Annotated in this window: 27 protein-coding genes; 18 read left to right on the top strand and 9 right to left on the bottom strand. The window is 66.8% G+C overall.

Going from position 1 to position 25,745, the window contains the following annotated elements; all coding sequences use genetic code 11:
• Positions 1–65: 65 nt before the first annotated feature.
• Positions 66–293 (top strand): sulfurtransferase TusA family protein, encoded by a 228-nt coding sequence (locus ABCN56_RS18570; protein ID WP_343082327.1) that lies wholly within the window; start codon positions 66–68, stop codon positions 291–293.
• Between the two features lie 4 nt (positions 294–297).
• Here ABCN56_RS18570 and ABCN56_RS18565 read toward each other — a convergent pair whose 3' ends face one another.
• From ABCN56_RS18565 to ABCN56_RS18545, 5 genes are read right to left on the bottom strand one after another with little or no spacing between them, the layout of a single operon-like run.
• The gene (locus ABCN56_RS18565) at positions 298–1,560 is read right to left on the bottom strand and encodes a molybdopterin-binding protein (RefSeq protein ID WP_343082326.1); all 1,263 of its coding nucleotides are present in this window, start codon (positions 1,558–1,560) and stop codon (positions 298–300) included.
• Positions 1,554–2,465: a molybdopterin guanine dinucleotide synthesis gene (locus ABCN56_RS18560; RefSeq protein ID WP_343082325.1), complete on the bottom strand. Its 912-nt coding sequence runs from the start codon at positions 2,463–2,465 to the stop codon at positions 1,554–1,556. The genes ABCN56_RS18565 and ABCN56_RS18560 overlap by 7 nt, the downstream gene beginning before the upstream one ends.
• Positions 2,462–2,953 carry a molybdopterin-guanine dinucleotide biosynthesis protein B gene (mobB, locus tag ABCN56_RS18555; protein WP_343082324.1) on the bottom strand — a complete coding sequence of 164 codons (492 nt, stop codon included), beginning with the start codon at positions 2,951–2,953 and terminating at the stop codon, positions 2,462–2,464. Before mobB ends, ABCN56_RS18560 begins: the two co-directional genes overlap by 4 nt.
• Entirely contained in the window at positions 2,950–3,579 is a 630-nt protein-coding gene (mobA, locus tag ABCN56_RS18550; protein ID WP_343082323.1) for a molybdenum cofactor guanylyltransferase MobA, read from the bottom strand. Before mobA ends, mobB begins: the two co-directional genes overlap by 4 nt.
• Positions 3,572–4,444, bottom strand: coding sequence for a formate dehydrogenase accessory sulfurtransferase FdhD (locus ABCN56_RS18545; protein WP_343082322.1), 873 nt, complete (start codon positions 4,442–4,444; stop codon positions 3,572–3,574). Before ABCN56_RS18545 ends, mobA begins: the two co-directional genes overlap by 8 nt.
• Positions 4,445–4,517: 73 nt before the next feature.
• Between ABCN56_RS18545 and ABCN56_RS18540 the strand changes: the two genes are divergently transcribed.
• From ABCN56_RS18540 to ABCN56_RS18480, 13 genes are all read left to right on the top strand, one after another.
• Positions 4,518–5,036, top strand: a complete 519-nt coding sequence (locus ABCN56_RS18540; protein WP_343082321.1) for a DUF2478 domain-containing protein — start codon at positions 4,518–4,520, stop codon at positions 5,034–5,036.
• A 156-nt stretch (positions 5,037–5,192) separates the two neighbouring features.
• The gene (gene thpR / locus ABCN56_RS18535) at positions 5,193–5,738 is read left to right on the top strand and encodes an RNA 2',3'-cyclic phosphodiesterase (protein WP_343082320.1); all 546 of its coding nucleotides are present in this window, start codon (positions 5,193–5,195) and stop codon (positions 5,736–5,738) included.
• Positions 5,739–5,907: 169 nt separating this feature from the next.
• A complete protein-coding gene (amaB, locus tag ABCN56_RS18530; RefSeq protein ID WP_343082319.1) occupies positions 5,908–7,413 on the top strand; it encodes an L-piperidine-6-carboxylate dehydrogenase in 1,506 nt (501 codons plus the stop codon).
• Between the two features lie 188 nt (positions 7,414–7,601).
• Positions 7,602–8,675 carry a saccharopine dehydrogenase family protein gene (locus ABCN56_RS18525; protein ID WP_343082318.1) on the top strand — a complete coding sequence of 358 codons (1,074 nt, stop codon included), beginning with the start codon at positions 7,602–7,604 and terminating at the stop codon, positions 8,673–8,675.
• A 145-nt stretch (positions 8,676–8,820) separates the two neighbouring features.
• Positions 8,821–9,888 carry an SH3 domain-containing protein gene (locus ABCN56_RS18520; RefSeq protein ID WP_343082317.1) on the top strand — a complete coding sequence of 356 codons (1,068 nt, stop codon included), beginning with the start codon at positions 8,821–8,823 and terminating at the stop codon, positions 9,886–9,888.
• Between the two features lie 196 nt (positions 9,889–10,084).
• A complete protein-coding gene (locus ABCN56_RS18515) occupies positions 10,085–11,224 on the top strand; it encodes a TRAP transporter substrate-binding protein (protein WP_343082316.1) in 1,140 nt (379 codons plus the stop codon).
• A gap of 75 nt (positions 11,225–11,299) precedes the next feature.
• The gene (locus ABCN56_RS18510; protein ID WP_343082315.1) at positions 11,300–11,872 is read left to right on the top strand and encodes a TRAP transporter small permease subunit; all 573 of its coding nucleotides are present in this window, start codon (positions 11,300–11,302) and stop codon (positions 11,870–11,872) included.
• Positions 11,873–11,917: 45 nt separating this feature from the next.
• A complete protein-coding gene (locus tag ABCN56_RS18505) occupies positions 11,918–13,336 on the top strand; it encodes a TRAP transporter large permease (RefSeq protein WP_343082314.1) in 1,419 nt (472 codons plus the stop codon).
• 4 nt (positions 13,337–13,340) lie between these two features.
• A complete protein-coding gene (locus ABCN56_RS18500) occupies positions 13,341–14,693 on the top strand; it encodes an amidase (RefSeq protein WP_343082313.1) in 1,353 nt (450 codons plus the stop codon).
• A gap of 2 nt (positions 14,694–14,695) precedes the next feature.
• Positions 14,696–14,851: a hypothetical protein gene (locus tag ABCN56_RS18495; RefSeq protein ID WP_343082312.1), complete on the top strand. Its 156-nt coding sequence runs from the start codon at positions 14,696–14,698 to the stop codon at positions 14,849–14,851.
• Between the two features lie 123 nt (positions 14,852–14,974).
• A complete protein-coding gene (locus tag ABCN56_RS18490; RefSeq protein WP_343082311.1) occupies positions 14,975–15,709 on the top strand; it encodes a GntR family transcriptional regulator in 735 nt (244 codons plus the stop codon).
• Positions 15,710–15,731: 22 nt separating this feature from the next.
• Entirely contained in the window at positions 15,732–16,724 is a 993-nt protein-coding gene (locus ABCN56_RS18485) for a TIM barrel protein (protein ID WP_343082310.1), read from the top strand.
• Between the two features lie 44 nt (positions 16,725–16,768).
• Positions 16,769–17,668, top strand: a complete 900-nt coding sequence (locus tag ABCN56_RS18480) for a PfkB family carbohydrate kinase (protein WP_343082309.1) — start codon at positions 16,769–16,771, stop codon at positions 17,666–17,668.
• Positions 17,669–17,733: 65 nt separating this feature from the next.
• Here the strand turns inward: ABCN56_RS18480 and ABCN56_RS18475 are convergent, their stop codons facing one another.
• A complete protein-coding gene (locus tag ABCN56_RS18475; protein ID WP_343082308.1) occupies positions 17,734–18,570 on the bottom strand; it encodes an amidohydrolase family protein in 837 nt (278 codons plus the stop codon).
• A gap of 9 nt (positions 18,571–18,579) precedes the next feature.
• Positions 18,580–19,608, bottom strand: coding sequence for an aldo/keto reductase (locus tag ABCN56_RS18470; RefSeq protein ID WP_343082307.1), 1,029 nt, complete (start codon positions 19,606–19,608; stop codon positions 18,580–18,582).
• 102 nt (positions 19,609–19,710) lie between these two features.
• Here ABCN56_RS18470 and ABCN56_RS18465 point away from each other — a divergent pair, with 102 nt between their 5' ends.
• From ABCN56_RS18465 to ABCN56_RS18450, 4 genes are read left to right on the top strand one after another with little or no spacing between them, the layout of a single operon-like run.
• The gene (locus ABCN56_RS18465) at positions 19,711–20,520 is read left to right on the top strand and encodes a BtpA/SgcQ family protein (RefSeq protein ID WP_343082306.1); all 810 of its coding nucleotides are present in this window, start codon (positions 19,711–19,713) and stop codon (positions 20,518–20,520) included.
• Positions 20,517–21,602 (top strand): M42 family metallopeptidase, encoded by a 1,086-nt coding sequence (locus ABCN56_RS18460; RefSeq protein ID WP_343082305.1) that lies wholly within the window; start codon positions 20,517–20,519, stop codon positions 21,600–21,602. The genes ABCN56_RS18465 and ABCN56_RS18460 overlap by 4 nt, the downstream gene beginning before the upstream one ends.
• A complete protein-coding gene (locus tag ABCN56_RS18455; RefSeq protein ID WP_343082304.1) occupies positions 21,599–23,095 on the top strand; it encodes an FGGY-family carbohydrate kinase in 1,497 nt (498 codons plus the stop codon). The genes ABCN56_RS18460 and ABCN56_RS18455 overlap by 4 nt, the downstream gene beginning before the upstream one ends.
• Positions 23,092–23,646, top strand: coding sequence for a phosphoheptose isomerase family protein (locus tag ABCN56_RS18450; protein ID WP_343082303.1), 555 nt, complete (start codon positions 23,092–23,094; stop codon positions 23,644–23,646). Before ABCN56_RS18455 ends, ABCN56_RS18450 begins: the two co-directional genes overlap by 4 nt.
• A gap of 28 nt (positions 23,647–23,674) precedes the next feature.
• On the opposite strand, the gene ABCN56_RS18445 is transcribed toward ABCN56_RS18450, so the two are convergent.
• Both ABCN56_RS18445 and ABCN56_RS18440 read right to left on the bottom strand, forming a co-directional pair.
• A complete protein-coding gene (locus ABCN56_RS18445) occupies positions 23,675–24,607 on the bottom strand; it encodes a carbohydrate ABC transporter permease (RefSeq protein ID WP_343082302.1) in 933 nt (310 codons plus the stop codon).
• 1 nt (position 24,608) lies between these two features.
• The gene (locus ABCN56_RS18440) at positions 24,609–25,715 is read right to left on the bottom strand and encodes a carbohydrate ABC transporter permease (RefSeq protein WP_343082301.1); all 1,107 of its coding nucleotides are present in this window, start codon (positions 25,713–25,715) and stop codon (positions 24,609–24,611) included.
• Positions 25,716–25,745 lie beyond the last annotated feature (30 nt).

Below are 25,745 nucleotides of genomic sequence, written 5' to 3'. Positions count from 1 at the left end.
GCATTCTGTCATTCCGTTTCCGCACGCGATGGACAGTAAGCGGCGTTCCGCATATCTGTCCCGCCATGACTTGGGATCAGGAAATCGACGCGACGGGGCTGCGCTGCCCGCTTCCGGTGCTGAAAGCCCGAAAGCGGCTTCAGGGCATGGCGCCGGGCGACGTTCTGCGGCTCATTTCCACCGACCCCGCGGCCATCGTCGACGTGCCGCATTTCTGCTCGGAATCCGGACACGAACTTCTCGGTTCGGCCGAGGAGGCGGGCGCGCAGGTCTTCCTGATCCGCCGGGTCTAGTCGTTCAGATCCCGAGGCCCGCGTAGGGCAGGAAGCGGACCGGCGTGCCGGGCCCGACGTCCACGGCCTCATCCGGGAGTTCCACGATTCCCGTCGCCCAGGACAGGCTGGAGATCAGCCCCGAGCCTTCGGAGCGGAACACCTCGGCACGGCCCTCCGCGTCGAGGCGCGCGCGCAGATACTCGCGCCGTCCCGCTTTCTTGCGCTTCGAGAATGCGGCCGGAACGGTCAAGGCCATCGGTTCCGTCCAGCCTTCTCCGGAAAGCAGCGAAAGCGCGGGCCGCGCGAAGATCAGCGCGCAGACGAAGGCCGCGACGGGGTTGCCCGGCAGGCCCATTACCGGGACGCCGTTCCACATCGCGAGCGCCAGAGGCCGTCCCGGCTTCATCGCGATCCGCCAGGACGACAGCTGCCCCTTCTCGCGCAGAAGGCGGGAGACATGGTCCTCGTCCCCCGCCGATGCGCCCCCCGAGGTCAGGATCAGGTCGGCGCTGTCGGCGCCCGCGTCTAGTCGCGCCGCGATCTCGTCCGGGGCGTCCCTGGAGTGACCCAGGTCCACGGGTTCGTATCCCCAGCGGGCGGCGAGCGCGAGAAGCATGGGCCGGTTCGCGTCATAGATCTGATGGGGCTCCGCCGGGCTGCCGGGATCCGGGATCAACTCGTCTCCCGTGGACAGGACGGCAACCCTCAGGGGGCGGTGAACCGTCACCTCACTGACGCCCAGCGCCGCGAGAAGCGCAAGGTCCGCCGGGCCGAGCCGATGCCCCTCGGGCAGCGCCACCTCGCCCTCCGCCACGTCCTCGCCCGCGGGCCGCGTGTTGGCTCCCCGCTTCACTGGCCCATCGAAGGCGACGGTCGTGCCGTCGGTGGCGCAGTCCTCCTCCAGAACGACGGTGTCCACGCCCTCGGGAAGAATCGCGCCGGTGAGAATGCGAATCGCGGAGCCCTCGGGCACGCTGTCGCGATAGGGCTGCCCTGCCGCTGCGCGCCCCTCGACAAGCGGCAGGCGCTGCACGCCCTTACCGGTTGCGGAATGGGCGAAGCCGTAGCCGTCGACCGCCGAATTCGGCGTTGGCGGGTTCGATCGCCGTGCGACGACGGCCTCGGCCAGTACCCGGCCGGAAGCTCGGGACGCCGAGATCCGCTCCGTTCCCGTGACCCGGACCAGCGCCGCGCGGAGCTTCGCCAGCGCCTCGTCCACCGGGACCCAGGCGACGCCCTGAGGCATCGCGAAGCAGTCGTTTCTGAGACGGGGCGGGGTCAGCATGCCAGTTCTTCCCAGCGTTCGTTTTCCGGCGGAGCGAAGATCCGCTCCGCCCCGGCGCGCGCAGTTCTATCGGAGGCAAGACCGAAAATCCAACCCTCCTCGGCACGCACGTCGTCCGGAACATCCGCAAGGATCCGATCGAGTGTCCCCTCGTCACGGAGCCCTGCGATGATGTCGGCGAGAACGCGCACCTGGGCGGCGTCCCTGATCTCGTCCGGCCCGCTCGCCGCCAAGACGGCTTCCGCGTAAAGCGACGGCCAGACCTCCACGAGCGCGATCGGCCGGTCGAGCGGTTCAAAGGGCCAGACGGCGATCTTGCCGGGGAATCGTTCTCGAAGGCGGGAAAGCGCGGCCATGCCGGTCATGACCTGAGAGCCGACGGCCCCCGCGCCCCCCATCTGCCAGCAGCCGAACGCCCCCGGGGCGGCGCGTTCGCACATACGCCGCTCCGCCAGACCGTGGCCGCCCCAGCCCGTCTTGCGGCGGGGAAGCCCCGGGATCTCCTGCCTGAGGCAATTGAACCAGTACGGACCGGTCCCCGGAAACATCGCGTTCAGGCGCCCGGCGACCTCGAAGCGGTTGTTGCGCTGCGGACCGTCCTCGATCGCCGTGGCGAACCAGTCCCAAAGCGCGAGCGGGTCGGCGCGCCCCATTACCCTGGCGGCAAAACCGTCGGGGTAGCCAAAGGGAAAGTCGAAGCCGGCGAACACGCGCCGCCCGGCGGCGAGTTCGGCTTCGAAGGTTTCGCGCAGCCATCCCACTGCCAACTGGCGGTTCCGGAAATAGCGCGGCGGCTCCGTCTTGTCGCGGCGCAGAAGGGCCGCCCAGATCGCGTCTTTCTTCGGCTTCGTTCCTCGGTCGTTGCCGCCCGACCAGTCGACCACGATGATCGTGTCGAAACTCACAAGCCCACCTCGGCCAGGATGAAATCCGCTATCGCCGCCGTGTCGTCCAGGTCGAAGACCGGCAGTGGAACATCCGGCTGGCCGTTCGACGCCACCGCGCAGACGCTCGCGTTTGCCGGCGCCAGAAGCGGGCGCCCGGTCTCGACGCGGTGCGCCTCGATCTTCGGATGCGGCGCGCGCTTGTAGCCCTCCACGAGAACCAGATCGACCGGCGAGAGCCGCGCGATGAGGTCTTCGAGCGGCGGCTCGCCCGCGCCTCTCAGTTCGTGCATCAGCGCCCAGCGGGCGGGGGAGGCGACGATTACCTCCCGCGCGCCGGCTTCCCGGTGGCGGTAGCTGTCGCGGCCCGGCTGATCGATATCGGTGTCATGGTGGGCGTGCTTGATCGTCGAGACCGTGAAGCCACGCCCGGTGATCTCGGCCACCAGACGCTCCGTCAGGTGCGTCTTGCCCGAGTTCTTCCAGCCCGTGACACCCCAGACCCTCATGTGCCGGCCTCCAGAAGCGCCTCGGCCTCCTTCAGGTCCTCCGGCGTGTTGACATTGAAGAACGGGTCGAACGGATCGACCGGGAACACGGCCGTGGTGGCGCCATGCGCGTCGGTCCAGAGCACGATCTTTCGCAGCCCCTCGACGAGCGCCCGTCGCAGGTCCTCGCGCAGCGCGACCGGCCAGAGCCCGAAGGTCGGGTGCCGGTCCAGGCCGCGTTCGCCCGGCGTGGCGGCAAGCGCGATGGGCGCGCCAGCCTTCTCCGCCGCCTCGGTCAGCCGAGCCACGAGGTCGCGCGGGAAGAACGGCGTATCGGCCGCCGCCGTGACGATGTGGCTGAAACCCCGTTCCGCCGCGAAGTCGAGCCCCGCGAGCACGCCCGCGAGCGGGCCGAGATTGCCCGGCAAGCCATCGGGCAGCACCGGCAGGCCAAGTTCGGCGAACCGCGCGGGGTCCCCGTTCGCGTTCAGTGCAAGGCTCGCACATTGCGGGCGAAGGCGCGCGATCACCTCGTCGATGAGCCGCCCGGAGCCGAGAGGTTTCAGCCCCTTGTCCCCGCCGCCCATTCGTGTGGCGAGCCCGCCGGCGAGGATCACGCCGAGCGGCTTTGCCTTGCCGTCAGTCATCCTCCGAACCTTTCCTGCGGTGGCGGCGGTCTTCCTCTTCGACCGAGTGCGGGTCCGCGTCCCAGTCGATCCGCTCAGCCCCCGAAAGGCAGACGAAACGCCGGCCACGCATCCGCCCGATCAGCGTCAGGCCGACCTGCCGCGCGATCTCCACGCCCCAGCCGGTGAAACCAGACCGCGAGGCGAGGACCGGAATCCCCATCAGCGCCGTCTTGATAACCATTTCCGAGGTGAGCCGCCCGGTCGTGTAGAGGACCTTGTCCGCCCCGCCCACGCCCTCGCTGAACATCCAGCCCGCGATCTTGTCGACCGCGTTGTGGCGCCCGACGTCCTCCATGTAGACGAGCGGCCGGTCCTCCTGGCAGAGCACCGTTCCGTGGATCGCCCCCGCCGCGAGGTAGAGCGAGGGCGTCATGTTGATTTCCTTCGCCAGCGAATAGAGCCAGCTCGTCCTGATCTCCGCCTTGGGCAGCGTAAGGCCCTCGAGCCCTTCCATCATGTCGCCGAAGACGGTTCCCACCGCGCAGCCCGAGGTGCGGGTCTTCTTGCGCACCTTCTCCTCGTAGCTCGTGGAACGCGCGGTGCGCACGACGACCGTCTCGATCTCCTCGTCGAACTCGACGCCCGTCACCTCGTCATCGGGGCGCAGCATCCCCTGGTTCCGCAGGAACCCGAGCGCCAGGTATTCGGGGTAGTCCCCGATCGTCATCGCCGTCACGATTTCCTGGGAATTCAGGAAGATGGTCAGCGGCCGCTCTTCGACGACGGAAATCCGCGCGGGCGCGCCGGTCTGGTCGACGCCCTCCACGGGTCGGGTCAGTCGTGGATCGTCCGGTCTCGGAAGGATGGGGAAGTTGGTTGCCATCGGCAGGGTTTCCTAGGGTGCAGGATATACTGTATGCCGGTGTGGACGCATGCAAGGGGGCCAGGAAGCGGCAATGCTTGGCTACGTAACGGCGCAGGGACGCGGCACGGGCGACCGGCTGTTGTACGATTTGGCAGGGAAGCTCCGGGCCGAGGGATTCCGGATCGCGGGTGCAGTGCAATCCAATGTCGACCGGCCCGACACGCCTCGCTGCGACATGTTCCTCGACATACTCGCGGGCGCGGAGACCGTTCGCATCAGCCAGAATCTCGGACGGGGCGCGTCCGGTTGCAGGCTGGATCCCCAGGGGTTGGAGCGTGCGGTCGGCCTCGTCATCGCGGCGCTCGACGGCCCGGTGGACCTCGTGATCATCAACAAGTTCGGCAAGCAGGAATCCGAGATCGGTCGCGGCTTCCGCCCGGTCTTCGCCGCGGCTCTCGAACGCGGGTTGCCGGTGCTCACCTCCGTCACGGCTGGCCAGACCGAAGCATTCCTCGACTTCGCCGGCCCCCTCGCGGAAAATCTTCCGGGCGATCCCGACGTCCTTCTCGCGTGGGCGCGCGCGGCGGCGGGGCGGGGCGCCGCGGCCTAGTTTCCGCACTTGCCCTGATCGTATGGGCGTTCCCGCCCGTCGTCATGGCCCTGCGAAGTTGAACGGCAAGCCATCCATGCCGTGGTGCCGGCAGAGGCTGGCGCTTCGTCGTCCTCGCCCCTAACCTCCTTCGGGTGAAGCCGCAAAGGGGCCGCCATGATCCGTGCCTTCGTCGCCATCGAACCCTCCGGTGAAACACTCGACGGCGTTGAAGCGCTTCAGGACCGTTTGCGCATCGGCCGCGCCGTCGCGCGCGAGAACCTGCATGTGACGCTGGCCTTCCTCGGCGAGAAGCGCGAGGACGACCTTGAGGAACTGCATCACGCGCTTTCCTCGATCCGGGCGGAGCCTTTCCGCGTCCGCCTTTCCGGGCTCGACTTCTTCGGTGGCCGGTCGCCCCGCGTCCTCGCCGCGCTCGTGGCGCCCGAGCCCCGGCTTCAGGACCTCCACGACAAGGTGCGGCGCGCCGCGCGCGCGGCCGGGATGGAGCTTGCGCGCGAAAGGTTCCGTCCGCACCTGACCATCGTCCGCTTCCGGGAAGGCCTGCATGGCGCGGCGCTCCACGAGGCTCGCGAAACGGCCGCGCGAGAGGCGCTGCTCACGGTTCCCGACTTCCACGTGGGCGAGTTCCACCTGTACCGCTCGACCCTCCGGCGTGACCGTCCGGTGCACGACATCCTGGCGACCTATCCCCTCGGCTGACCCTCTGCGTTCACGCTGGGCCGAAATGCCGTCGCGTAGCTCTTGATCCCGGCCCAAGGGCGCGGGATGAAGGAGGCGACGAACACCCGGACGAGTCCGGTTCCGTGCGCCGGTCCAGCCGGGACCTGCGCTGTGCCGTGACGCGCCACCACAGAAAAGGAACGAAGCCATGACCGCGAGCCTTACCGCCCTCTTCGCCTCCCTCGGCCTTGATCCCGCTGCGACCACCGGCGGCAATCTCGTCGTGCATTCGCCCATCGACGGGGCGGAAATAGCGCGGGTCCACGAAACCGACCCGGCGGAGATGTCGGCCGTCATCGCCCGCTCGCAGGCCGCCTTCCGGGCCTGGCGCGAGGTGCCGGCGCCGCGCCGGGGCGAACTCGTCCGCCTCCTCGGCGAAGAATTGCGCTCGGCCAAGGATGACCTCGGTGCGCTCGTGACCCTCGAAGTCGGCAAGATCGTCTCCGAAGGTCTGGGCGAGGTGCAGGAGATGATCGACATCTGCGACTTCGCGGTAGGCCTGTCGCGCCAGCTCTACGGTCTCACCATCGCCTCCGAGCGCCCGGGCCACCGGATGATGGAAAGCTGGCATCCGATGGGGCCTTGCGCCGTCATCTCGGCCTTCAACTTCCCGGTCGCGGTCTGGTCCTGGAACGCGGCGCTCGCGCTCGTCTGCGGCGACCCGGTGATCTGGAAGCCGTCCGAGAAGACGCCGCTGACCGCGATGGCGACGATGAAGGCCATGGAACGCGCGATCGCCCGCTTCGGCGATGCGCCCGAGGGCCTCGTGCAACTTGTGATCGGCGGCCCGGCGATCGGCGAGGCGCTGGTGACTTCGCGCGACGTGCCGATCGTCTCCGCCACCGGCTCGACCCGCATGGGCCGGATCGTCGGACCGAAGGTTGCCGAACGCTTCGGCCGTTCGATCCTCGAACTCGGCGGCAACAACGCCATGATCGTCGCGCCCTCGGCCGATCTCGACATGGCGGTGCGCGCGATCGTCTTCTCGGCCGTCGGTACAGCCGGTCAGCGCTGCACCTCGCTGCGCCGTCTCATCGCGCACAACTCGATCCGCGAGGAACTGACCCAACGCCTCGTCAAGGCCTACGGCAGCCTGCCCATCGGCGATCCCCGCAAGGGCACGACGCTCGTTGGCCCGCTGGTCGATCACGCGTCCCGTGACCGGATGCTCTCGGCTCTCGAACGCGCGAAGGACGAAGGCGGCACGGTCCACGGTGGACGCGTCGTCGCGGAAGGCGTCCCGCAGGGTGGCGCCTATGTCGAGCCAGCCATCGCCGAGATGCCCGCCCAGACCGCGGTGGTGAAGGAGGAGACCTTCGCGCCCATCCTCTACGTCATGGGCTACGACACCCTCGAAGAGGCGCTGGCGCTTCAGAACGACGTGCCGCAGGGCCTTTCCTCCTGCATCTTCACGCTCAACCTGCGCGAGGCGGAGACCTTCCTTTCCGCCGTCGGCTCCGACTGTGGCATCGCCAACGTCAACATCGGCCCATCGGGGGCCGAGATCGGCGGCGCGTTCGGCGGCGAGAAGGAGACGGGCGGGGGGCGCGAGTCGGGTTCGGACGCCTGGAAGGGCTACATGCGCCGCCAGACCAACACGATCAACTACTCGGCCAAGTTGCCGCTTGCCCAAGGGGTGAAGTTCGACATCTGAGCCGGACGGCTCCTCGCCGATGACCCTTTTGCGACCCGGCCGGGCAGTTTGACCGGCCGGGTCGTCACTTTTGTGCGATCCGTGCGCGAACCCGCCGAAATGCCGGAACAAATCGCCCCGGAAGCGGGCGAATGTGGCGGCGAACCGGTGCGATGCCGGGAAAGGAACCGGAAGAAAGGTAAACGGGCATGTCGTTCAAAAAGGTCGCAGTTCTGGGATTGGGCAAGGTCGGCCATCTCGCGGCGGAACTCCTGGCCGAGGCGGGCTTCGAGGTGACGGGGATCGACGCGGTGCCCCGTGCGGCGCCATTCCCGACGCGGCAGGCCGATCTGGGCGACGCTGGTGCGCTTTCCGCGCTCCTTGAGCCCTACGAGGCGGTGCTGTCCTGTCTGCCCTATGCGCTCAACAAGGGCGTGGCGACGGCCGCGCGCGCGGTCGGCATCCACTACTTCGACCTGACCGAGGATGTGCCGACGACGAAGCACATTCGTCATCTCGCGGAAACCTCGGCCGGGATCATGGCTCCGCAATGCGGCCTCGCGCCCGGTCTCGTCGGTATCGTCGGCGCCGACCTGGCAGGGCGCTTCGACCGGGTGCGTTCGATCCGGCTTCGCGTCGGGGCGCTGCCGCAGCACCCGACCGGGCTTCTCGGCTACGCCTTCAACTGGTCGCCCGAGGGCGTCGTGAACGAGTATCTCAACGATTGCGAGGTGATCGAGGAGGGTGTCCACAAGATGGTCTCGGCCATGGAATGGATCGAGACGGTCTACGTCGACGGCGTGAAGCTCGAGGCTTTCACGACGTCGGGCGGGCTCGGCACGATGTGCGAAACCTACGCCGGGCGGGTGGAGAACATCGACTACAAGACGATGCGCTATCCCGGCCACGTGCAGCTCATGAACTTCTTCTTCCACGAGCTTCTGATGCGGGAAAAGCGCGAGTTGGCGGGGCAGATCCTTACCCACGCGAAGCCTCCGGTGGACGAGGACGTGGTCTACCTCCACGTCGCCGCCGAGGGCTGGCAGGGGCCGCAGCTGCTGCGGAAGGAGTTCGTCCGCGCCTACTACCCGATGGAGATCGCCGGCCGCCATCGCACCGCAATCGCCTGGACCACCTCCGCCTCGGTGGCCGCCGTGATCGAAATGGTGCGGGACGGCAAGCTGCCCGCGAAGGGTTTCCTGAAGCAGGAGGAAATCCCCTTTGGCGACTACCTGGAGACGCGAACCGGCCAGCTGTTCGCGGGCGGCAGGGGAAGGGTCTGACATCGGGGCAGGGGCCGCTTGGCCGGCCCGGCCGAGGTCTTGATCTGAAGCAAGTCCGCGCCTCCGTTTTCGCGCTAGGCTTGCATCCGTCGGACCCAAGGCGCCCGCCGGGGCGAGCGCGCCGAGCCCGAAGGGAGGATCTGCCATGCACCGCCTGCGTTCAGTTCTCGTTGCCGCACTGTTCGTGTTCGCCTCGTCCGCCGCGTCGCGCGCGATCGAGGCGGCGTCCTCCACCTGGCTCAACGTCCGCTCCGGCCCTGGAACGAGCTACGGCGTAGTCGACACGCTGGAGCCGGGCGAGGTCGTGGACGTCACCGAATGCGAAGCAAATGGCTGGTGCCATATCCAGCACCCGGGGCCGGACGGCTGGGTCAGCTCGAGCTATCTCACCACGGTGCCGCCAGCCGGCGATGGCGCTCCCGCGCCCGACTGCCGTCTCGTCTTCACGATCGGCGCGGACGGGCCGAGGCTGTCGATCGTCTGCGGTGACGGCGGGGTGCCTCCGGGGCTTCCACCGGGGCCGCCCGTCGACCAGGCGTGCTTCTACGTGAACCCGAATTACGAAGGCCAGCATTTCTGCATCGGCGTCGGCACGCTCAACGCGCTCAATCCGACCTTCAACGACCGTATCTCTTCCGTCCGGCTGGAGGGCGCGGCGCGGGCGCGGCTTTGCGTGAACACGAACCTCGGCGGCTATTGCCGCACGGTGGTGAACGACGATCCGGTCCTTGGGCCCTTCATCAACGAGAGGGCGTCGTCGGTCGCGGTCTACACCGGAACCTGGCCCGGAGCGCCGACGCCACTGCCGATGCCGCTTCCCCTGCCGACACCCTTGCCGACGCCCACGCCGCTGCCGACGATCCCCAGCACCCAATCCACCGGGCATCTCGACCTGCCGCAGACCTACACGGCAAACCTTGACAACGGCATGATCGGCGGCCCCGGCGTCGACATCTGGTATCGTGCGGTCAATCCGGCGGTGAAGTTCATCGCGCCGAGGAACGGGGCGCAGCTCGCGCGCGGCGACGGCTCGAATCGCGGCTATGCCGGATGTGCGGCCGAGACCTTCACGTCGTCGCAGATCCCGCTCCTGGCGCTGCCGGTCGGTACCTATGTCTGCGTGCGCACGAACCAGGGCCGGATCTCGCAGTTCCGCGTGAACGGCTACGACGGCACGACGATGAAGATCGGTTACACCACCTGGGCGAACTGACGCCGGCTGCGACGGAATGCCGCAGTTCTGTTATTTCCCCGTGCTTCTCTGGCGTGGTCGGGGAGGAAGGGCGTTTTTCTGTGGTCTCGAGGCAAGTTTGGCCTTGAATTGCGAAGATTGGTAAGCAAACTTTGCCACATCAGGCTTGCACGACGCTTTGTCGCTCATTGTAACCTGCACCATACGGGAGGAAAACATGACGAAATCAGATACGCCGGCGCAGATGTCGCGCCGTTCGTTCCTTCGCAAAGGCGCTCTCGGCGGCACCGCTGCCGCCGCCTCGACGCTCGCTGCGCCGGCCGTGCTGGCCCAGGCGCCGATCGTGATGAAGATGCAGACCTCCTGGCCTGCCTCGGACATCTGGATGGACTTTGCCAAGCAGTACACCGATCGGGTCGAAGCCATGTCCGGCGGCCGCCTCAAGGTCGACCTGCTGCCCTCGGGCGCGGTCGTGGGCGCCTTCCAGGTGCTCGACGCGGTCAATGACGGTGTCCTCGACGCGGCGCATTCCGTGCCCGTCTACTGGTACGGCAAGAACAAGGCCGCCTCGCTCTTCGGCACCGGCCCGGTGTTTGGCGGTTCGGCCAACACGATGCTCGCCTGGTTCTACGCCGGCGGCGGGATGGAGTTCTACCGCGAGCTCACCCAGGACATCATGGGCCTCAACGTCATCGGCTATCTCGGCTTCCCGATGCCCGCCCAGCCCTTCGGCTGGTTCAAGGGCGAAGTGAACACCGTGTCCGATCTCCAGGGCTTCAAGTACCGCACCGTCGGCCTCGCCGCCGACCTTCTGCAGTCCATGGGCATGTCGGTCGCGCAGCTTCCGGGCGGCGAGATCGTGCCTGCGATGGAGCGCGGCGTCATCGACGCGTTCGAGTTCAACAACCCGTCCTCGGACAGCCGCTTCGGCGCCCAGGACGTGGCCAAGAACTACTACCTGTCGTCCTACCACCAGGCCTCCGAAAGCTTCGAATTCCTGTTCAACCGGGACTTCGTCGAGGACCTGCCGGAGGACCTCCAGGCGATCCTGCGCTATTCGGTCGAGGCGGCCTCGACCGCGAACACCGCGATCGCGCTCGACAACTATTCGGCTGACCTGCAGAAGCTTCAGAACGAGAGCGGCGTGACCGTGCATCGGACCTCGAAGGACATTCTGTCCGGCCAGCTGAGCGCCTGGGACCAGCTGATCCCGACGTTGGAGGAAGATCCCTTCATGAAGAAGGTGCTCGACAGCCAGCGCGCCTGGGTGGAGCGAGTGACGTTCTACGAACTGATGAACTCGCCCGACTATGCGCTTGCCTACGACCACTACTTCCCGGGCAAGCTGAAGCTCTGAGGCAACAAGCGAGTATGATGCAGTCCGGGGGCGGTTTTCCGCCCCCGGGCGACGTGCAACCAGGGGGCAGTTGAGATGATCGCCTTTATAACCTTTGCCGACCGGCTTTCGGCCTGGTTCGGCAAGTCCTTCGGATGGCTCATCGTCCTGATGACTTTCGGGATGAGCTACGAAGTGCTCGTCCGTTACATCTTCAATGCTCCCACGCCCTGGTCGCTGGACGTTTCCTTCATCATGTACGGCACGCTCTTCATGATGGGCGGCGCCTACACGCTCTCCCGCGGGGGGCATGTGCGTGGCGACTTCCTTTACCGGCTCTGGCCAGCCCGCGCGCAGGCGGCGGTGGACCTCGTCCTTTACCTCTTCTTCTTCTTTCCGGGTGTCACGGCCCTGATCCTTTCGGGCTGGAAATACGCTTCGCGCTCCTGGGGCTATGGCGAGGTCAGCGTGAACAGCCCCGCAGGCGTTCCGATCTTCCAGTTCAAGACGGTCATGGTGGCCGCCGGACTTCTTCTCTTCATCCAGGGTATCGCGCAGATATTCCGCTGCATCCTCTGCCTCAAGGAAGGCCGCTGGCGCGTGGCCGAAGAGGACGTGGAAGAGACCGAAACCCTTCTCATGAAACAGCGTGCCGAGTCGGGCGAGTAATCGCCCGCACCCGTCTCCATCCGGCTCAAGAACGGAGTATTCAGCGTGACCGACCCGCAAGTTGCCCTGATGATGCTCGGCATCTTCATCGTGCTCGTATTCCTTGGGTTCCCGATTGCCTTCACGCTGATGGCGCTGGGGATCGGCTTTGGCTACTACGCCTATTTCGACGGGGACCGCATGTGGCGGGCCTTCAACAGGCTCGGCGAGGATGCAGACACCTGGACGTCCTGGAGCACCTGGGTCGAAGGCTTCTTCAACAACCGGATTTTCGACCTCTTCATCAACCAGACCTACACGGTGATGTCGAACGAGGTCCTGACGGCCGTTCCGCTGTTCCTGTTCATGGGGTACATCGTCGAGCGGGCGAACATCGTCGATCGGCTTTTCGGCACGCTCAACGTGGCTTCGAAGAACGTTCCCGGTTCGATGGGCGTCGCGGCGCTCATCACCTGTGCGCTCTTCGCGACAGCTACGGGCATCGTCGGCGCGGTCGTGACACTGATGGGCCTACTCGCGCTGCCGCAGATGCTGAAGGCCCGTTATGAGCCCTCGTTCGCCTCGGGCATCATCTGCGCCGGCGGCACGCTCGGCATACTGATCCCGCCCTCGATCATGCTGATCGTCTATGCCGCGGCATCGGGCGTCTCGATCGTGCGGCTTTATGCGGGCGCTCTCCTGCCGGGCTTCCTGCTCGTAGGCCTCTACCTCGTCTACGTGGTCGGCCGCACGCTGATCCAGCCCTCCGTCGCTCCGAAGCCCACGAGCGAGGAAGTGCCCGATGTTCCGAGGGGGGAGCTCTTCATGATGCTCCTTACCTCCTTCTTCCCGCTCGCGGTGCTGATCCTGGCGGTTCTGGGCTCCATCCTCTTCGGCCTCGCAACGCCCACGGAAGCCGCCTCGATCGGCGCGCTGGGCGGGATGGTTCTTGCCGTTCTCTACCGCGCCATGACCTTCCAGCGGCTGCGTGAAAGCGTCTACCTGACGGTCCGGACGACGGCGATGGTCTGCTGGCTCTTCGTCGGCTCCTACACCTTCTCCGCCGTCTTCTCCTATCTCGGCGGCGAGCAGATCATTTCGGACTTCGTGACGGGCCTCGACATCACGCCGCTGCAGTTCCTGCTCGTGGCGCAGCTCATCATCTTCCTTCTTGGCTGGCCGCTCGAATGGTCGGAGATCATCATCATCTTCGTGCCGATCTTCCTGCCCTTGCTGCCGCATTTCGGGGTGGATCCGCTGTTCTTCGGCATCCTCGTGGCGCTGAACCTGCAGACGTCGTTCCTGACCCCGCCAATGGCGATGTCGGCCTATTACCTCAAGGGCATCGCCCCGCCCGAGGTGAAGCTGACGCAGATCTTCTCCGGGGTCATGCCCTTCCTGGTCATGGTCTTCATCTCGATGGCGATAGTCTACATCTATCCGAACATCGTCTTCGGGCTGCCGGACATGATCTATGGCAAGTAAGCAGATGAGAGGACCATATCCGGTCCTCGCCCTTTCTGCGGTCGAATTGCGCGACCGGATCGCGAATGGCGCTCTGAGGGCGACCGAACTCGCCTCGGCCTGCCTCGCCCAGATCGCCGCGCGAGAGCCCGAGGTGCAGGCGTGGGCCTGGCTCGACGGCGACCATGTCATGGCCGAGGCGCAGCGCCTGGACAGGCTGCGGATGTCCGGCGCGCCGATCGGGCCGTTGCACGGGCTGCCCGTCGCGCTGAAGGACGTGATCGACACCAAGGGTATCCCGACCGAGAACGGCGCCGCGCTCGACAAGGGCCGGGTGCCGGACCGTGACGCGGAGATCGTCGCGCGGCTGAAGGCGGCGGGCGCGATCGTCGTGGGCAAGACCGTGACGACCGAACTCGCGTATCTCGCGCCCGGCAAGACACGGAACCCCGTAAACCCCGCCCATACGCCGGGCGGGTCCTCGCAGGGTTCCGCTGCGGCGGTAGCGGCGGGCATGGTGCCGCTTGCCGTGGGCACTCAGACCGGCGGCTCGGTGATCCGGCCGGCGTCCTTCTGTGGCGTCACGGGGTTCAAACCGACCTTCGGCCGCATCCCCCGCACCGGGATCCTGCAGCAATCGCCGAGCCTCGACACGGTGGGGGTCTTCGCCCGCACGCCCGAAGATGCGGCGATGCTGGCCGAGGTCCTCTTCGGCCACGACGAAGGTGATCCTGCGACCGAGCTCCTGGCGCCGCCGCGTCTGCTCGATGTGGCGAAGTCGAAGCCACCCGTCGCCCCGACGCTGGCCTTCGTCCGCCTGCCGGGCTTCGATGAGGCGCACGACGAGATGCGACTCGCGATGGAGGAACTCGCGGGCGCACTCGGGGAACAATGCTTCGAAACGGAGCTTCCCAGCGCCTTCGGCGATGCCGCCGCGATACGGGAGCGTATCAACTTCGCCGAGATGGCGAAGTGCTACTACGGCTACGAGAAGCGCGGCTGGGAGCTGCTTTCGCAAGAGACGCGTGACGCGATGGAAAAGGGCCGGGCCGTCCCGGCGCGCGACTACCTCGCCGCGCTCGACTGGCCCGGCATCTTCCGCGCCGCCTTCGACGAGATACTGTCGCGCGCCGACGCTATCCTCGTCCCGGCCGCGACGGGGCCTGCGCCCGAAGGACTCGGCTCCACGGGCTCCGCCATCTTCAACGGTGTCTTCACGCTTTGCGGCATGCCCGCCGTGACGATACCTGTATTCACCGCCGGGAATGGGTTGCCGATGGGCGCCCAGCTGGTAGGCCGCCGTGGCGACGACGCACGGCTTCTGCGCACTGCGGCCTGGCTTGCCCGCCACGTCGAAACACTCGGACAGGAGGACTGACGATGACCGACCGCCTGATGTCCATTTTCGCTTTCGCGATACTCACGGCCTTCCTCGGCATCCTCGTCTGGAAGGTCCCCCGCCTCGACCTCGGCGCCGTCATTGCGGTGACGGTGGCTCTCGTCGCGTGGGATTTCTTCGGCCCCAAGCGGAAATAGGCCAAGGACGGGGTTTGCGCCGCAAGCCCGCGGAGCAAGACCTGATCCCGCGCTCTTTGCGGGCCGCTGGCTGTACCGTGAGGATTGCTTGAAACGGGCTTGGCCTGCGTCTAGCATTTTAGCATGTCAGTGCCGAGCCAGCGCCCACCAGAGCCCAAAGACACCGGCGACCACCGGCTGCGGACACTTGACGCGTTCCCGGGCTCTCTGGCGCAGAAGACCTACCAGTCACTCCGCGAAGCGATCCTCGCGCTGGAGTACCGGCCCGGTGAGGTGCTGCGCAAGGGCGACATCTGCGAGCGCCTCGGCGTTTCCCGTTCTCCCGTTTCAGAAGCGATAGCGCGACTGGCCTCGGAGGGTCTTGTCGACGTCATTCCCCAGGCCGGGACGTTCGTCTCCCGCTTCTCGATGGAGGAGATCCGCGAAGGCGCCTTCCTGCGCGAGGCGATCGAACTCGCTGCGGTGGAGGCGCTCGCGCCCGCCATAACCGAAGCACAACTTGTCGAACTCCGGCGCAATCTCCGCGTTCAGGAGGCGCTGGTGGCCGATGGCGACTACTCGGGCTTCTACAAGGTCGATGGCGAGATGCATGCGATGATCCTGGCCTTCACCGGTTATCGTCGCCTGGCGCAGGTGGCCGAGACCGCATGGGTCCATGTGAACCGTGCCCGGCGCCTGATCCTGCCCGTGCCCGGCCGCGTCGTCGCGACACTGGAGGAGCATCGCGCGATCGTCTCGGCGCTGGAAGTGCACGACGCGGCCCGCGCCCGCGAGGCGATGCGGGCGCACCTCGGCCAGCTCATGACCTACATCGCCCCGCTTGAACGCGAACGTCCGGACCTGTTCGGCCCAGACTGACCCCGGGGGGAGAGGAGACCGCATGTCACAAGACCGCCCGAACCGCCCCCGCTACGCCGCCCGCCTCAATGCCTTCAAACTCGCGGCCGGACAGCCTGAAAGACCTAATGTTGCCGACATGATCCGCGCGGCCGGCAAGGTCGGCGGTCTGGACGCGGCGGACGTGAACTATCCCGATCACTTCACGGCCCATTCCGCGACCGAGCTTGCCCGCCTTCTCGGCGATGAAGGCATGGCGGTGAACGGCCTCGCGATGCGCTACTACACGGACCCGGGCTTCCGACTCGGAGCATTCACGCACCCGGACCCGAAGATCCGTCGCTCCGCGATCGACCTCACGCGTCGAGGCATTGACGCTGCAGCAGAGATGGGGGCGGGTCTCATGACGCTCTGGCTCGGGCAGGACGGCACGGATTACTCCTTTCAGGGCGATTACGCGCGAATGTGGGATGACACGGTGACCGCCCTGACCGAGGTTGCCGCGCACGACCCTGATGTCGCCATCGCGGTCGAGTACAAGCCGAACGAACCGCGCGCATACGCGCTTCTTCCCGACATGGCCACGACGCTTCTGGCGTTGCGCGACGCGGGCAGCGCCAACCTTGGCGTCACGCTCGACTTCGCCCATTCCCTCTACGCGGGAGAGATTCCGGCCCGCGCCGCGCGCCTTGCGGCACGGCATTCCCGCCTTCTGGGCGTCCACCTGAACGACGGCTACGGCAAACGCGACGACGGTCTCATCTCGGGCTCGGTCCACCCGGCTCAGACGGTGGAACTCTTCGTCGAACTTGAACGTGCGGGCTATGACGGCGTCATCTACTTCGATACCTTTCCCGACATGGGCGGGCTTGACCCGATCGCCGAAGCGCGCGCCAATATCGAGCTGACCGAACGGCTTCGACAGATCGCCGCCGGTCTCGCCGGGGACCCGGCGCTCGCGGAGGCGCTTGCCCGGCAGGATGCGGCGGCCAGCCAGCGTATCGTGGCCGGGGCCCTTTATGGAGGTGGTGCATGATCCTCACATCCCGAAGCGGCAACCGGCCAGGAAAGGGTTGACCCATGGCTGCTGATGTCTTCGTCGCCGGTTCCCTGCATCTGGACGTGATGGTCGATGCCCCGCGCCTGCCGCGGCTCGACGAGACCCTCGTGGGGCAGGCGGTCCGCTATGTCTTCGGAGGCAAGGGCGGCAATCAGGCCGTAGCGGCCGCCCGGATGGGCGCGCGGACCGAGATGGCCGGAGCCGTCGGCACCGACAGCTTCGCTGACATCCTCCTTGCCGCGCTCGACGAGGTCGGCGTTGACCGCAGCCGGGTCGCGCAGGTTCCCGGTGCCTCGGGAATGAGCGTCGCGATCACCGACAAGAAGGGGGACTATGGCGCCGTCATCGTGTCCGGCGCGAACCTGCGGATCGACCCGGCCGCCGCCATTCCGCCAAAGGGCACGCGAGTCCTCGTTCTTCAGAACGAGATCCCGGAGGTCGTGAACCTCGCCGCCGCCGAGGTCGCCGCCCGCCAGGGCACCCGGGTGATCCTGAACGCCGCGCCGGCGCGGCCGCTTCCGCCCGCGCTTCTTGCCGCGACATCGGTGCTCGTCGTCAACCGTGGGGAGGCGGCGGCCCTGTCCGGCCTGCCGGCAACCGCCCCAGAGGAAGCGGCCGAGGCGATCCTCGCCAAGGGACCCGACGCGGTCATCGTCACGCTCGGCGCCGAGGGCCTTCTGTGCTGCCGCCGAGACGGCCCGCCCTTCGCGGCCTCCGCCTATCCCGTGACGGTCGTGACGACCCATGGTGCGGGCGACGCCTTCACCGGGGCGCTCGCCGCCGAACTCGCGTCCGGCACGGAACTGTCCGACGCCGCGCTCTTCGCCGAAGCCGCCGCGGCGCTTTATGTCTCGACCCAACCAGAGGACAGGACGGGCATCACCCGCGAGGCCGCGGAGGCGCTTGCCGCACGAGGCTGAACCGCTCTTCTTCGGGCAAATGAGTCCCCGCCGGAGGATCCGCCAGGTCGCCCGTGGATTGAATCTCAGAGCGAATAGAACTCCGCCGCCGTGCCGCCAAAGACCCGCCCCCGGTCCCCGGATGCGAGCCCAGAGCAAAGCTCCTCCGCCGCCGCGCGCCAGTCCGAATACTCGCAGCGCAACCGGCAGACCGGCCAGTCGGAGCCCCACATGATCCGCTCGGGCCCGAAGATGCGGAAGACGTGCTCGACATAGGGTCGAAGGTCTTCGACCGTCCAGCCGGGGCGCGCCTCCGTCACCAGTGCGGAGAACTTGCAGTAGGCCCGCGTCTCCTCTGCGATGCGCGACATGCCCTCGGCCCAGAAGGTGAAATTCGTGTCCGAGTGATCGCGGATCTGCGGTTTCATGCAGTGATCCACGACGACCCGCATTTCCGGGTAACGCTTCAGGATCTCGAGGAAGTTGAACAGGTGCCGCGGGAAGCCGAGCGCGTCGAAGGTGAGCCCGAGATCCGCGACGGCCTTGAACCCCCACTGGACGTCCTCGCGCAGCATCCAGTCGTCATCGGGGATGTCCTGGATCATCGGCCGGACACCCTTGAACTTGGGGTGTTCCGCCAGCCGCTTCAGGTGCTCGATATCGCTGGGCTTTTCGAAGTCCACCCAGCCGACGACACCCGCCACGTGGTCGGTCGCGTCCGCGATGCCGAGAAGGTATTCCGTCTCGTTTACCGTCGCGGCGGCCTGCACCAGAACGGTCTTCGTGACCCCGTGGGCGGCTATCTGCGGGGCGAGGTCGGCGGGTCCATAGGGGCGCGCCAGAATCGGATCGTCCTTCGGCATCCAGTCGTAGTCCCCTCGAGCGGGGTTCCAGTAATGCTGATGCGCATCGATCTGTTCCATGTCGCCTCCCTAGGGCACCGGCGCGTCCGTGCGCAGCAGCCCTTCCGCCCTCAGATCTTCCCAGAGCGCCGCCGGGATCTTTGCCCGCGCGGCCGCGAAATTCGATTGCATCTCCGCCACGCCCTGTCCGCCGGGGATCACCGACACCACGGCCTTGTGTCCCAGCGGAAACCGGAACGCCGCGTCGACCATCCGCACGCCGTGTCGTTCGCAGACCGCCTCGATCCGCGCCACCCGCGCCATGACGTCCGCTGGCGCGGTGTCGTAGTTAAACATTGCGCCCGGTCGCGCGCCGGTTGCGAGGATCCCCGAGTTGTAAGGGCCGCCGATCACGATCCCGATGCCCTTCGCCTCGCAGAGTGGCAGGAAGGTTTCCAGCGCCACCTGCTCCAGAAGCGTGTAGCGGCCCGCGAGCAGGAAAAGGTCGAAATCCCCCCGTTCGGCGAGCCACTGGCAGGGCTGCCATTCATTGATACCGCCGCCGAAAGCGCGGATCACGCCCTGGTCGCGCAGCTTCTCGAGCGCCAGGTAGCCGCCCTCCATGAACTCCTTGAGCCGCGCGTCCAGCGCCTCCTGCGTGCCGTGATTGAAGATGTCGAGGTCATGGGCATAAAGGATGTCCACCCGGTCGACCCCGAGCCGCTCGAGGGAGAATTCAAGCGAACGCATCACCGCGTCGTGGGAATAGTCGTAGACCTCTTTCCGCGCCGGCACGTCGAACCACTTTCCGAACCCGTCGCGCTTCTCGGGCGTCGTCGCCTTCAGGATCCGTCCGATCTTGGTGGACAGCACGAACTCGTCCCGGGGCTTCCCCCTGAGAAACCGGTTGAGACGCGTCTCGGCCAGCCCCAGCCCGTAGAGCGGCGCGGTGTCGAAGTAGCGCACGCCTCCCTCCCAGGCGAGGTCCATGACCGCCTCCGCTTCGGCATCGCCGATCGCACGGTATAGGTTGGCCAGGGGCGCCGTCCCGAGCCCGAGTTCGGTGAAAGTCAGCCCGCCATTGCCCAGCCTGTCCCAGTGCCGCGTCGCGATCACCATGTTCCCCCTCCGGTCCACTGACATGCTAGTATGTTTTGCCTTGGGCACCAAACCTTTCCGCGCTACGCTCGTTGGCGCGCGGGCGGCGTAAGGGAGGCGGGCGTGACGCGGTTCGGGAAAGTCTTCGGCGACGGCAAGCCGGTGATCGCGATGGTCCATCTGGGCGCCCTTCCCGGGGCGCCGCTGCATGACGCGGGGAGGGGGATCGAGGGGCTGGTAGAGGGCGCCCGCGCCGACCTTCGCGCGCTTCAGGCGGCCGGCTTCGATGCGGTGATGTTCGGAAACGAGAACGACCGCCCCTACGAATTCCGCGTCGACACCGCCTCGACCGCCACGATGGCCTATGTGATCGGCCGTTTGCGGCCAGAGATCACGGTTCCCTTCGGCGTCAACGTCCTGTGGGACCCGATGTCGACAGTCGCGCTTGCCGCGGCGACGGGCGCATCCTTCGTGCGCGAGATCTTCACGGGAACCTATGCCTCCGACATGGGTCCATGGACGCCCGACGCCGGAGCCGCGATGCGCTACCGCGACCGGCTGGGCGCGAAGGACGTGGCCATGCTCTACAACGTCTCGGCCGAATTCGCCGACAGCCTCGACCGGAGGCCCTTGCCCGACAGGGCGCGCTCCGCGGTCTTCTCCTCGATCCCGGACGCGGTTCTGGTGTCTGGCCAGATCACCGGCGAGGCGGCGGCGCTTTCGGATCTCGAGGCGGTGAAGAAGGTCCTTCCGACGACGCCGGTTCTGGCCAATACCGGCGTCAAGCACGTCACCGTCGCCGACGTCCTGAAGGTTGCCGACGGTTGCATCGTCGGGTCGGCGCTGAAGGTGGATGGCGACACGTGGAACCCGGTCGATCCCGACCGCGCGAAGGATTTCATGGACCGAGTGCGCAAGGCGAGGGGGCGATGATCCGCGACGTTCTCAGGGAACTCATGCTGATCCCCGGCCTCGCCGGCCATGAGGAGCGCGTGGCCGAGGCGATCCGTGCGCATCTCGACCGTTTCGGGCTTGCGCACCGCACGGACCGTCTGGGCAATGTCAACGCAACGATCGATGGTGATGCGGGCGCGCCCACGGTCATGGTCTTCACCCATATGGACCAGCTCGGTTTTATCGTGCGGAAGATCGAGGACTCGGGCCTTCTCCGTCTTGAGCGTCTCGGCGGCGTTCCGGAACGCGCGCTGCCCGCGCAGGCGGTTCTCATCTGCACCGGCCGTGGCGACCTGCCCGGCGTGATCGCGAACAAGAGCCACCACGCGACCACGCCGGAAGAGAAATACCGGGTCGTGCCCTACGCCGATCTTTACGTCGACGCGGGTTTCTCCTCCCGCGCAGAGGCGGAGGCGGCGGGCGTCAGGATCGGATCGCCGGTGACCTACCTCCCGCGCGTCCTCGACCTGGCCGGGGGCCGCGTCGCCGGCACCTCGGTCGACGACCGCGCAGGCTGCGCCGTCCTCCTCGCGCTGGCCGAGCGGCTGGCGCGCCGCTCCGCTGGTCCTACCGTCCACCTTGTCTGGTCGGTGCAGGAGGAGTTCAACCTTCGCGGCGTCCTCCCGGCGGCGCGTGCCGCGAACCCTGATATCGCTCTCCAGATCGATCTGCTTCTGGCGACCGACACGCCGGACATGACCCATCGGGGCGACGTGCGTGTGGGCGGCGGCGCGGGCATCTCGCTCTACTCCTTCCACGGAAGGGGCACGCTCAACGGCGTGATCCCGCACCCGGCGCTTGTCCGGCTTTTCGAGGAGACCGCAGAGGCTGCCAAGTTGCCGCTCCAACGCAGCGCCAACACGGGCGTCCTGACGGACGCCTCCTACATCCAGTTCGAGGGGACGGAGGGCGTGGCCTGCCTCGATGTGGGCTTCCCCATGCGCTACTCGCACTCGGCGCTCGAAGTCGTGGACCCGGCCGACCTTGAAAGTCTGACGACACTTCTCGACGCGGCCCTCGCCCGCATCACCCCCGCTTTCTCACTTGCGCGAACGACATGACCTGCACCCTCGGCATCGACATCGGCACCTTCGAGTCAAAGGGCGTCCTGGTGGACGCCAAGGGCCGCGTGATCGCCGAGGCGCGCCACCCGCACGAGATGATCGTGCCGCGCCCCGGCTGGGCCGAACACCGCGCGGACGAGGACTGGTGGCACGATTTCGTGCATATCACCCAGTCGCTCCTCGACCGGTCGGGCATCGACCCGAACGACATAGCCGCCGTCGCCGCTTCCGCGATCGGTCCCTGCATGCTGCCCGTGGACGCGAGCGGGCGGCCCCTGATGAACGGCGTCCTCTACGGAGTCGATACCCGCGCCACGCGGGAGATCGAGGACCTGACCGCACAGATCGGCGCGGACACGATCCTCGACCGCTGCGGCAACGCTCTCACCTCGCAGTCGGTCGGCCCGAAGATCCTCTGGCTCAAGCGGAACCACCCCGAGGTCTTCGCCGAGACCGCGAAGATCCTCACCTCCACCTCCTACCTGACCTGGCGCCTAACGGGTGAATACGTCATCGACCATTACACGGCGGCGAACTTCTCGCCGCTCTACGATGTCGGAACGCTCGACTGGACCCGGGATCTCGCGCCCGGCATTGTCGATCTCGGGAAGCTTCCGCGCCTTCTCTGGTCGACCGAGATCGCGGGCCGCGTCACCGCCAGGGCCGCGAGGGAAACCGGCCTCGCCGAGGGCACGCCCGTCACCTGCGGCACGATCGACGCTGCGGCCGAGGCTGTCAGCGTGGGGGTTCGGGGCGCGGGCGACATGATGCTGATGTACGGCTCGACCATCTTCATCATCCAGCTGACGGAAAGCCGCGTCCGCGATCCGCGCCTGTGGTACGCGCCTTGGCTGTTCCCCGGCCAGCACGCCTCGATGGCGGGGCTGGCGACGTCCGGAACGCTGACGCACTGGTTCCGCGACACCTTCGCGCGCGACCTGCCGCGCGGCGAGGCTTTCGTCACGCTCGCGAGGGAGGCCGCGGCCTCTCCGCCGGGGGCGAATGGTCTCCTGCTTCTCCCGTATTTCTCGGGGGAGCGGACGCCGATCCACGACCCGCGGGCCAAGGGTGCCTTCTTCGGCCTGAACCTGACACATGATCGGGGCGACATGTACCGCGCGCTGATCGAGGGAATCGCGATGGGCACGGCCCATGTGACCGAAACCTATGCGGAGGCAGGGGCCGCGCCTTCCCGAATCCTCGCGGTGGGTGGCGGGACGAAGAACCCGATCTGGCTTCAGGCGACCTCGGATTTCACGGGCCTTCCGCAGATCGTCTGCGAAAAGACGCTGGGGGCTTCCTACGGCGATGCCTTCCTCGCGGCCGTGGCCGTCGGGCGAGCGAAGCCAGATGACATCGGTGCGTGGAACCCCGCGCTCCGCACTGTCAGCGCCGATCCCGCGCCGGTCCACGCTCGCCACTATGCGCTGTTCCGGAAGCTCTATGAGCAGACGAAGGACATCGCCGCAGAACTGGACGGGGGAGAATGACTTCCCGCTTCGGCCTGGCACTCTCCGAACTCGGCATCGTCCTCGACGCCATCGACCCCGATGAGATTGCCGCCGCATGCGAGATGATCGCCACGGCCGGCCGTATCGTCGCCTACGGGTGCGGGCGCGAGGGGCTCCAGCTTCGCGGGCTTGTCATGCGGCTCCATCACCTCGGGCTGCGGGCCGCCATGCAGGGCGACATGGCCGCGCCGCCGGTGGGGAAGGGGGATCTCCTCCTCGTCTCGGCCGGGCCAGGCGAGCTTCCGACAGTCACCGCTCTCATGCGGATCGCCCGCGATGCAGGAGCCGAAGTCCTGTTCGTGACCGCCCAGCCCAGGACGCCGTCGGCCGTCTTCGCCACCCGGGTTCTCACGATCCCGGCCCAGACAATGGCCAGCGACCGGGGCGAGGCGGCAACGTCGATCCTGCCCATGGGGTCGCTTTTCGAAGGCGCGATGTTCCTTCTCTTCGAGATCATGGTGCTAGATCTCCGCGGCAGGCTCGGCGTCTCGCCCGAGGATATGCGTGCGCGCCACACGAACCTGGAGTGAGCCATCGGCCCCGGCCGGGCCCGCCGCGCTACTTCACCGCACCGGCGGCCATCCCCTTGATGATGTAACGCTCCAGGAGCACGCCCACGACAATCAGCGGAAGGATCGCGGCGAAGGAAAGGGCCGCCATCGACCACCAGCTGATCCCCTGACTGCCGGTCTGCGAGGCGACCATCACGGGAAGCGTCGTCGCGTTCGTCGATGTCAGCAGTGCGGCGAAGAAATACTCGTTCCACGTCAGGACAAGCGACAGGATGAAGGCCGCGACCATCCCCGGCAGGGCGATCGGCAGGATGATCGTCAGGAACGCGCCCCAGATCGAAAGGCCATCGACCAGCGCGGCCTCCTCCAGTTCCGTCGGGATCGACCCGAACTGGTCGCGCATGATCCAGATGACGATGGGCAGCACCGTGAGCGTGTAGAGAAGTATGAGCCCGATCCGCGTGTCCAGAAGCCCCAGCGACTTGTAGAGGACGAGGAAGGGCAGGGCGAGCACGACCGGCGGCAGGATCAGCTGCGACAGGAAGAAGAAGGAGATGTCCGGGTTCCGCATGAATCCGAACTTGTAGTCGAAGCGCGACAGCCCGTAAGCCGCGCAGCTTCCCAGCGCGACCGCAAGCGCCGAGGAGGCCAGCGCCGTGATCGCGGAATTGGCGAAACGCTTCAGGAATTCGTCCCGGACCGTCGATTCCACTCCGATCGTGTCGGGAGACAGCCCGAGCGACCTCCATCCGAGCCACTTCGGCTGGTAATCCACCCAGGGCACCATGTTTCCCTGCATCACGTCGGGGGCCATCTTGAAGCTCGTCGTGGCCGTCCAGTAGATCGGGAACAGGCAGATCACCGTCCAGAAAAGCAGTATGGCGTAGATCGCGATCCGGCTCGTCCACCATTTCGCCCGGTAGGCGAGGTCGACCTCACCGTCGCGGAAGATCTGCCCTGAACCGGAACTCGCGCTCATCTCAATACCTCGGCCGCATCCACCGGTCCGCGAGCTTCATCAGAACCGTCATCGCGATGACGATCAGGACGAGGTAGACCATCGCCAGAAGCGTGCCGTAACCCACGTTCGACCGGTCGCGGTATTCGCGGAAGATGAAGCTCGTGACGGAATCCGTCGCACCGCCGGGGCCGCCGGAGGTGATGTTGATGATGATGTCCGCAAGCTTCAGCTTGAAGATGATCCGGATCAGGATCGCGGTGATCGAAACCGGCAGCATCAGCGGAAAAGTAAGTTCCCAGAAAGACTTCCATGCCGAAGCTCCATCAACCCTCGCGGCCTCCTGCAGCTCCCTTGGGATCGCCTGAAGGCCCGCGAGGATCATGATCATCATGAAGGGTATGAAGGTCCATGCATCCATCATCATGATCATCGCACGAGCGACTTCGGGCGAGCCGAAGAACGACGGGCTCTCCCAACCGATCCAGCGCGCGAAACGGGCTATAGGGCCGAAGCGGATCTCCAGCATCGACTTGCCGATCATCCAGGACACGGCGACCGGCGACAGCATGAGCGGCAAGAGGAACGCCACGCGGAAGAACTTCCTCGCCCGGATCTGGGCGTTCAGAAGAAGCGCGAGCCCGAAGGCGATGGCGTATTCCACCGCGATCGCGAGCGTGTACCAGACCATATTCGTCAGCGCGTTCCAGTAGAACGGGTCCGACCACATCTGCCGGACATTCGCCAGTCCGTTGAATTTCCGGCCGTCGGGCGAGGCCAGGTTCCAGTCCGAGAACGCGATGGCGACGCCGAAGATGAGCGGGAACACCACCATCGAGACGACGAACAGCGCGGCGGGCAAGACGAAGAGTGACCGTTTGCCGTGTTCGCCCCGCGCGATCACCTGCCCCGCGCAAAGACATACGGCCCAGAGAACGTAGGCATAGAGCGTGGGTCGCCAGGTCGTGAAGCCAAGGTCGATCTGCCCCGCGGAATCAAGCGTCTGCAACGCGGCGACAAGAAGAAGGAGCCCTGCGGATCCCCACACGAGCGCGCGCCCGAAATTGCGGCGCGCAGCCGAGATGTCGTCGGCGGCGACGATGTGAAGGTGATCACCTTCGCCTGACATTCAGATTGCCACCGATTGCGCCGCCGTCAT

The sequence above is a fragment of the Ostreiculturibacter nitratireducens genome (assembly GCF_032670585.1).
In the GTDB taxonomy this organism is placed as follows: Bacteria; Pseudomonadota; Alphaproteobacteria; order Rhodobacterales; family Rhodobacteraceae; genus Ostreiculturibacter; species Ostreiculturibacter nitratireducens.
This window is presented reverse-complemented; position numbering and strand designations above follow the sequence as displayed.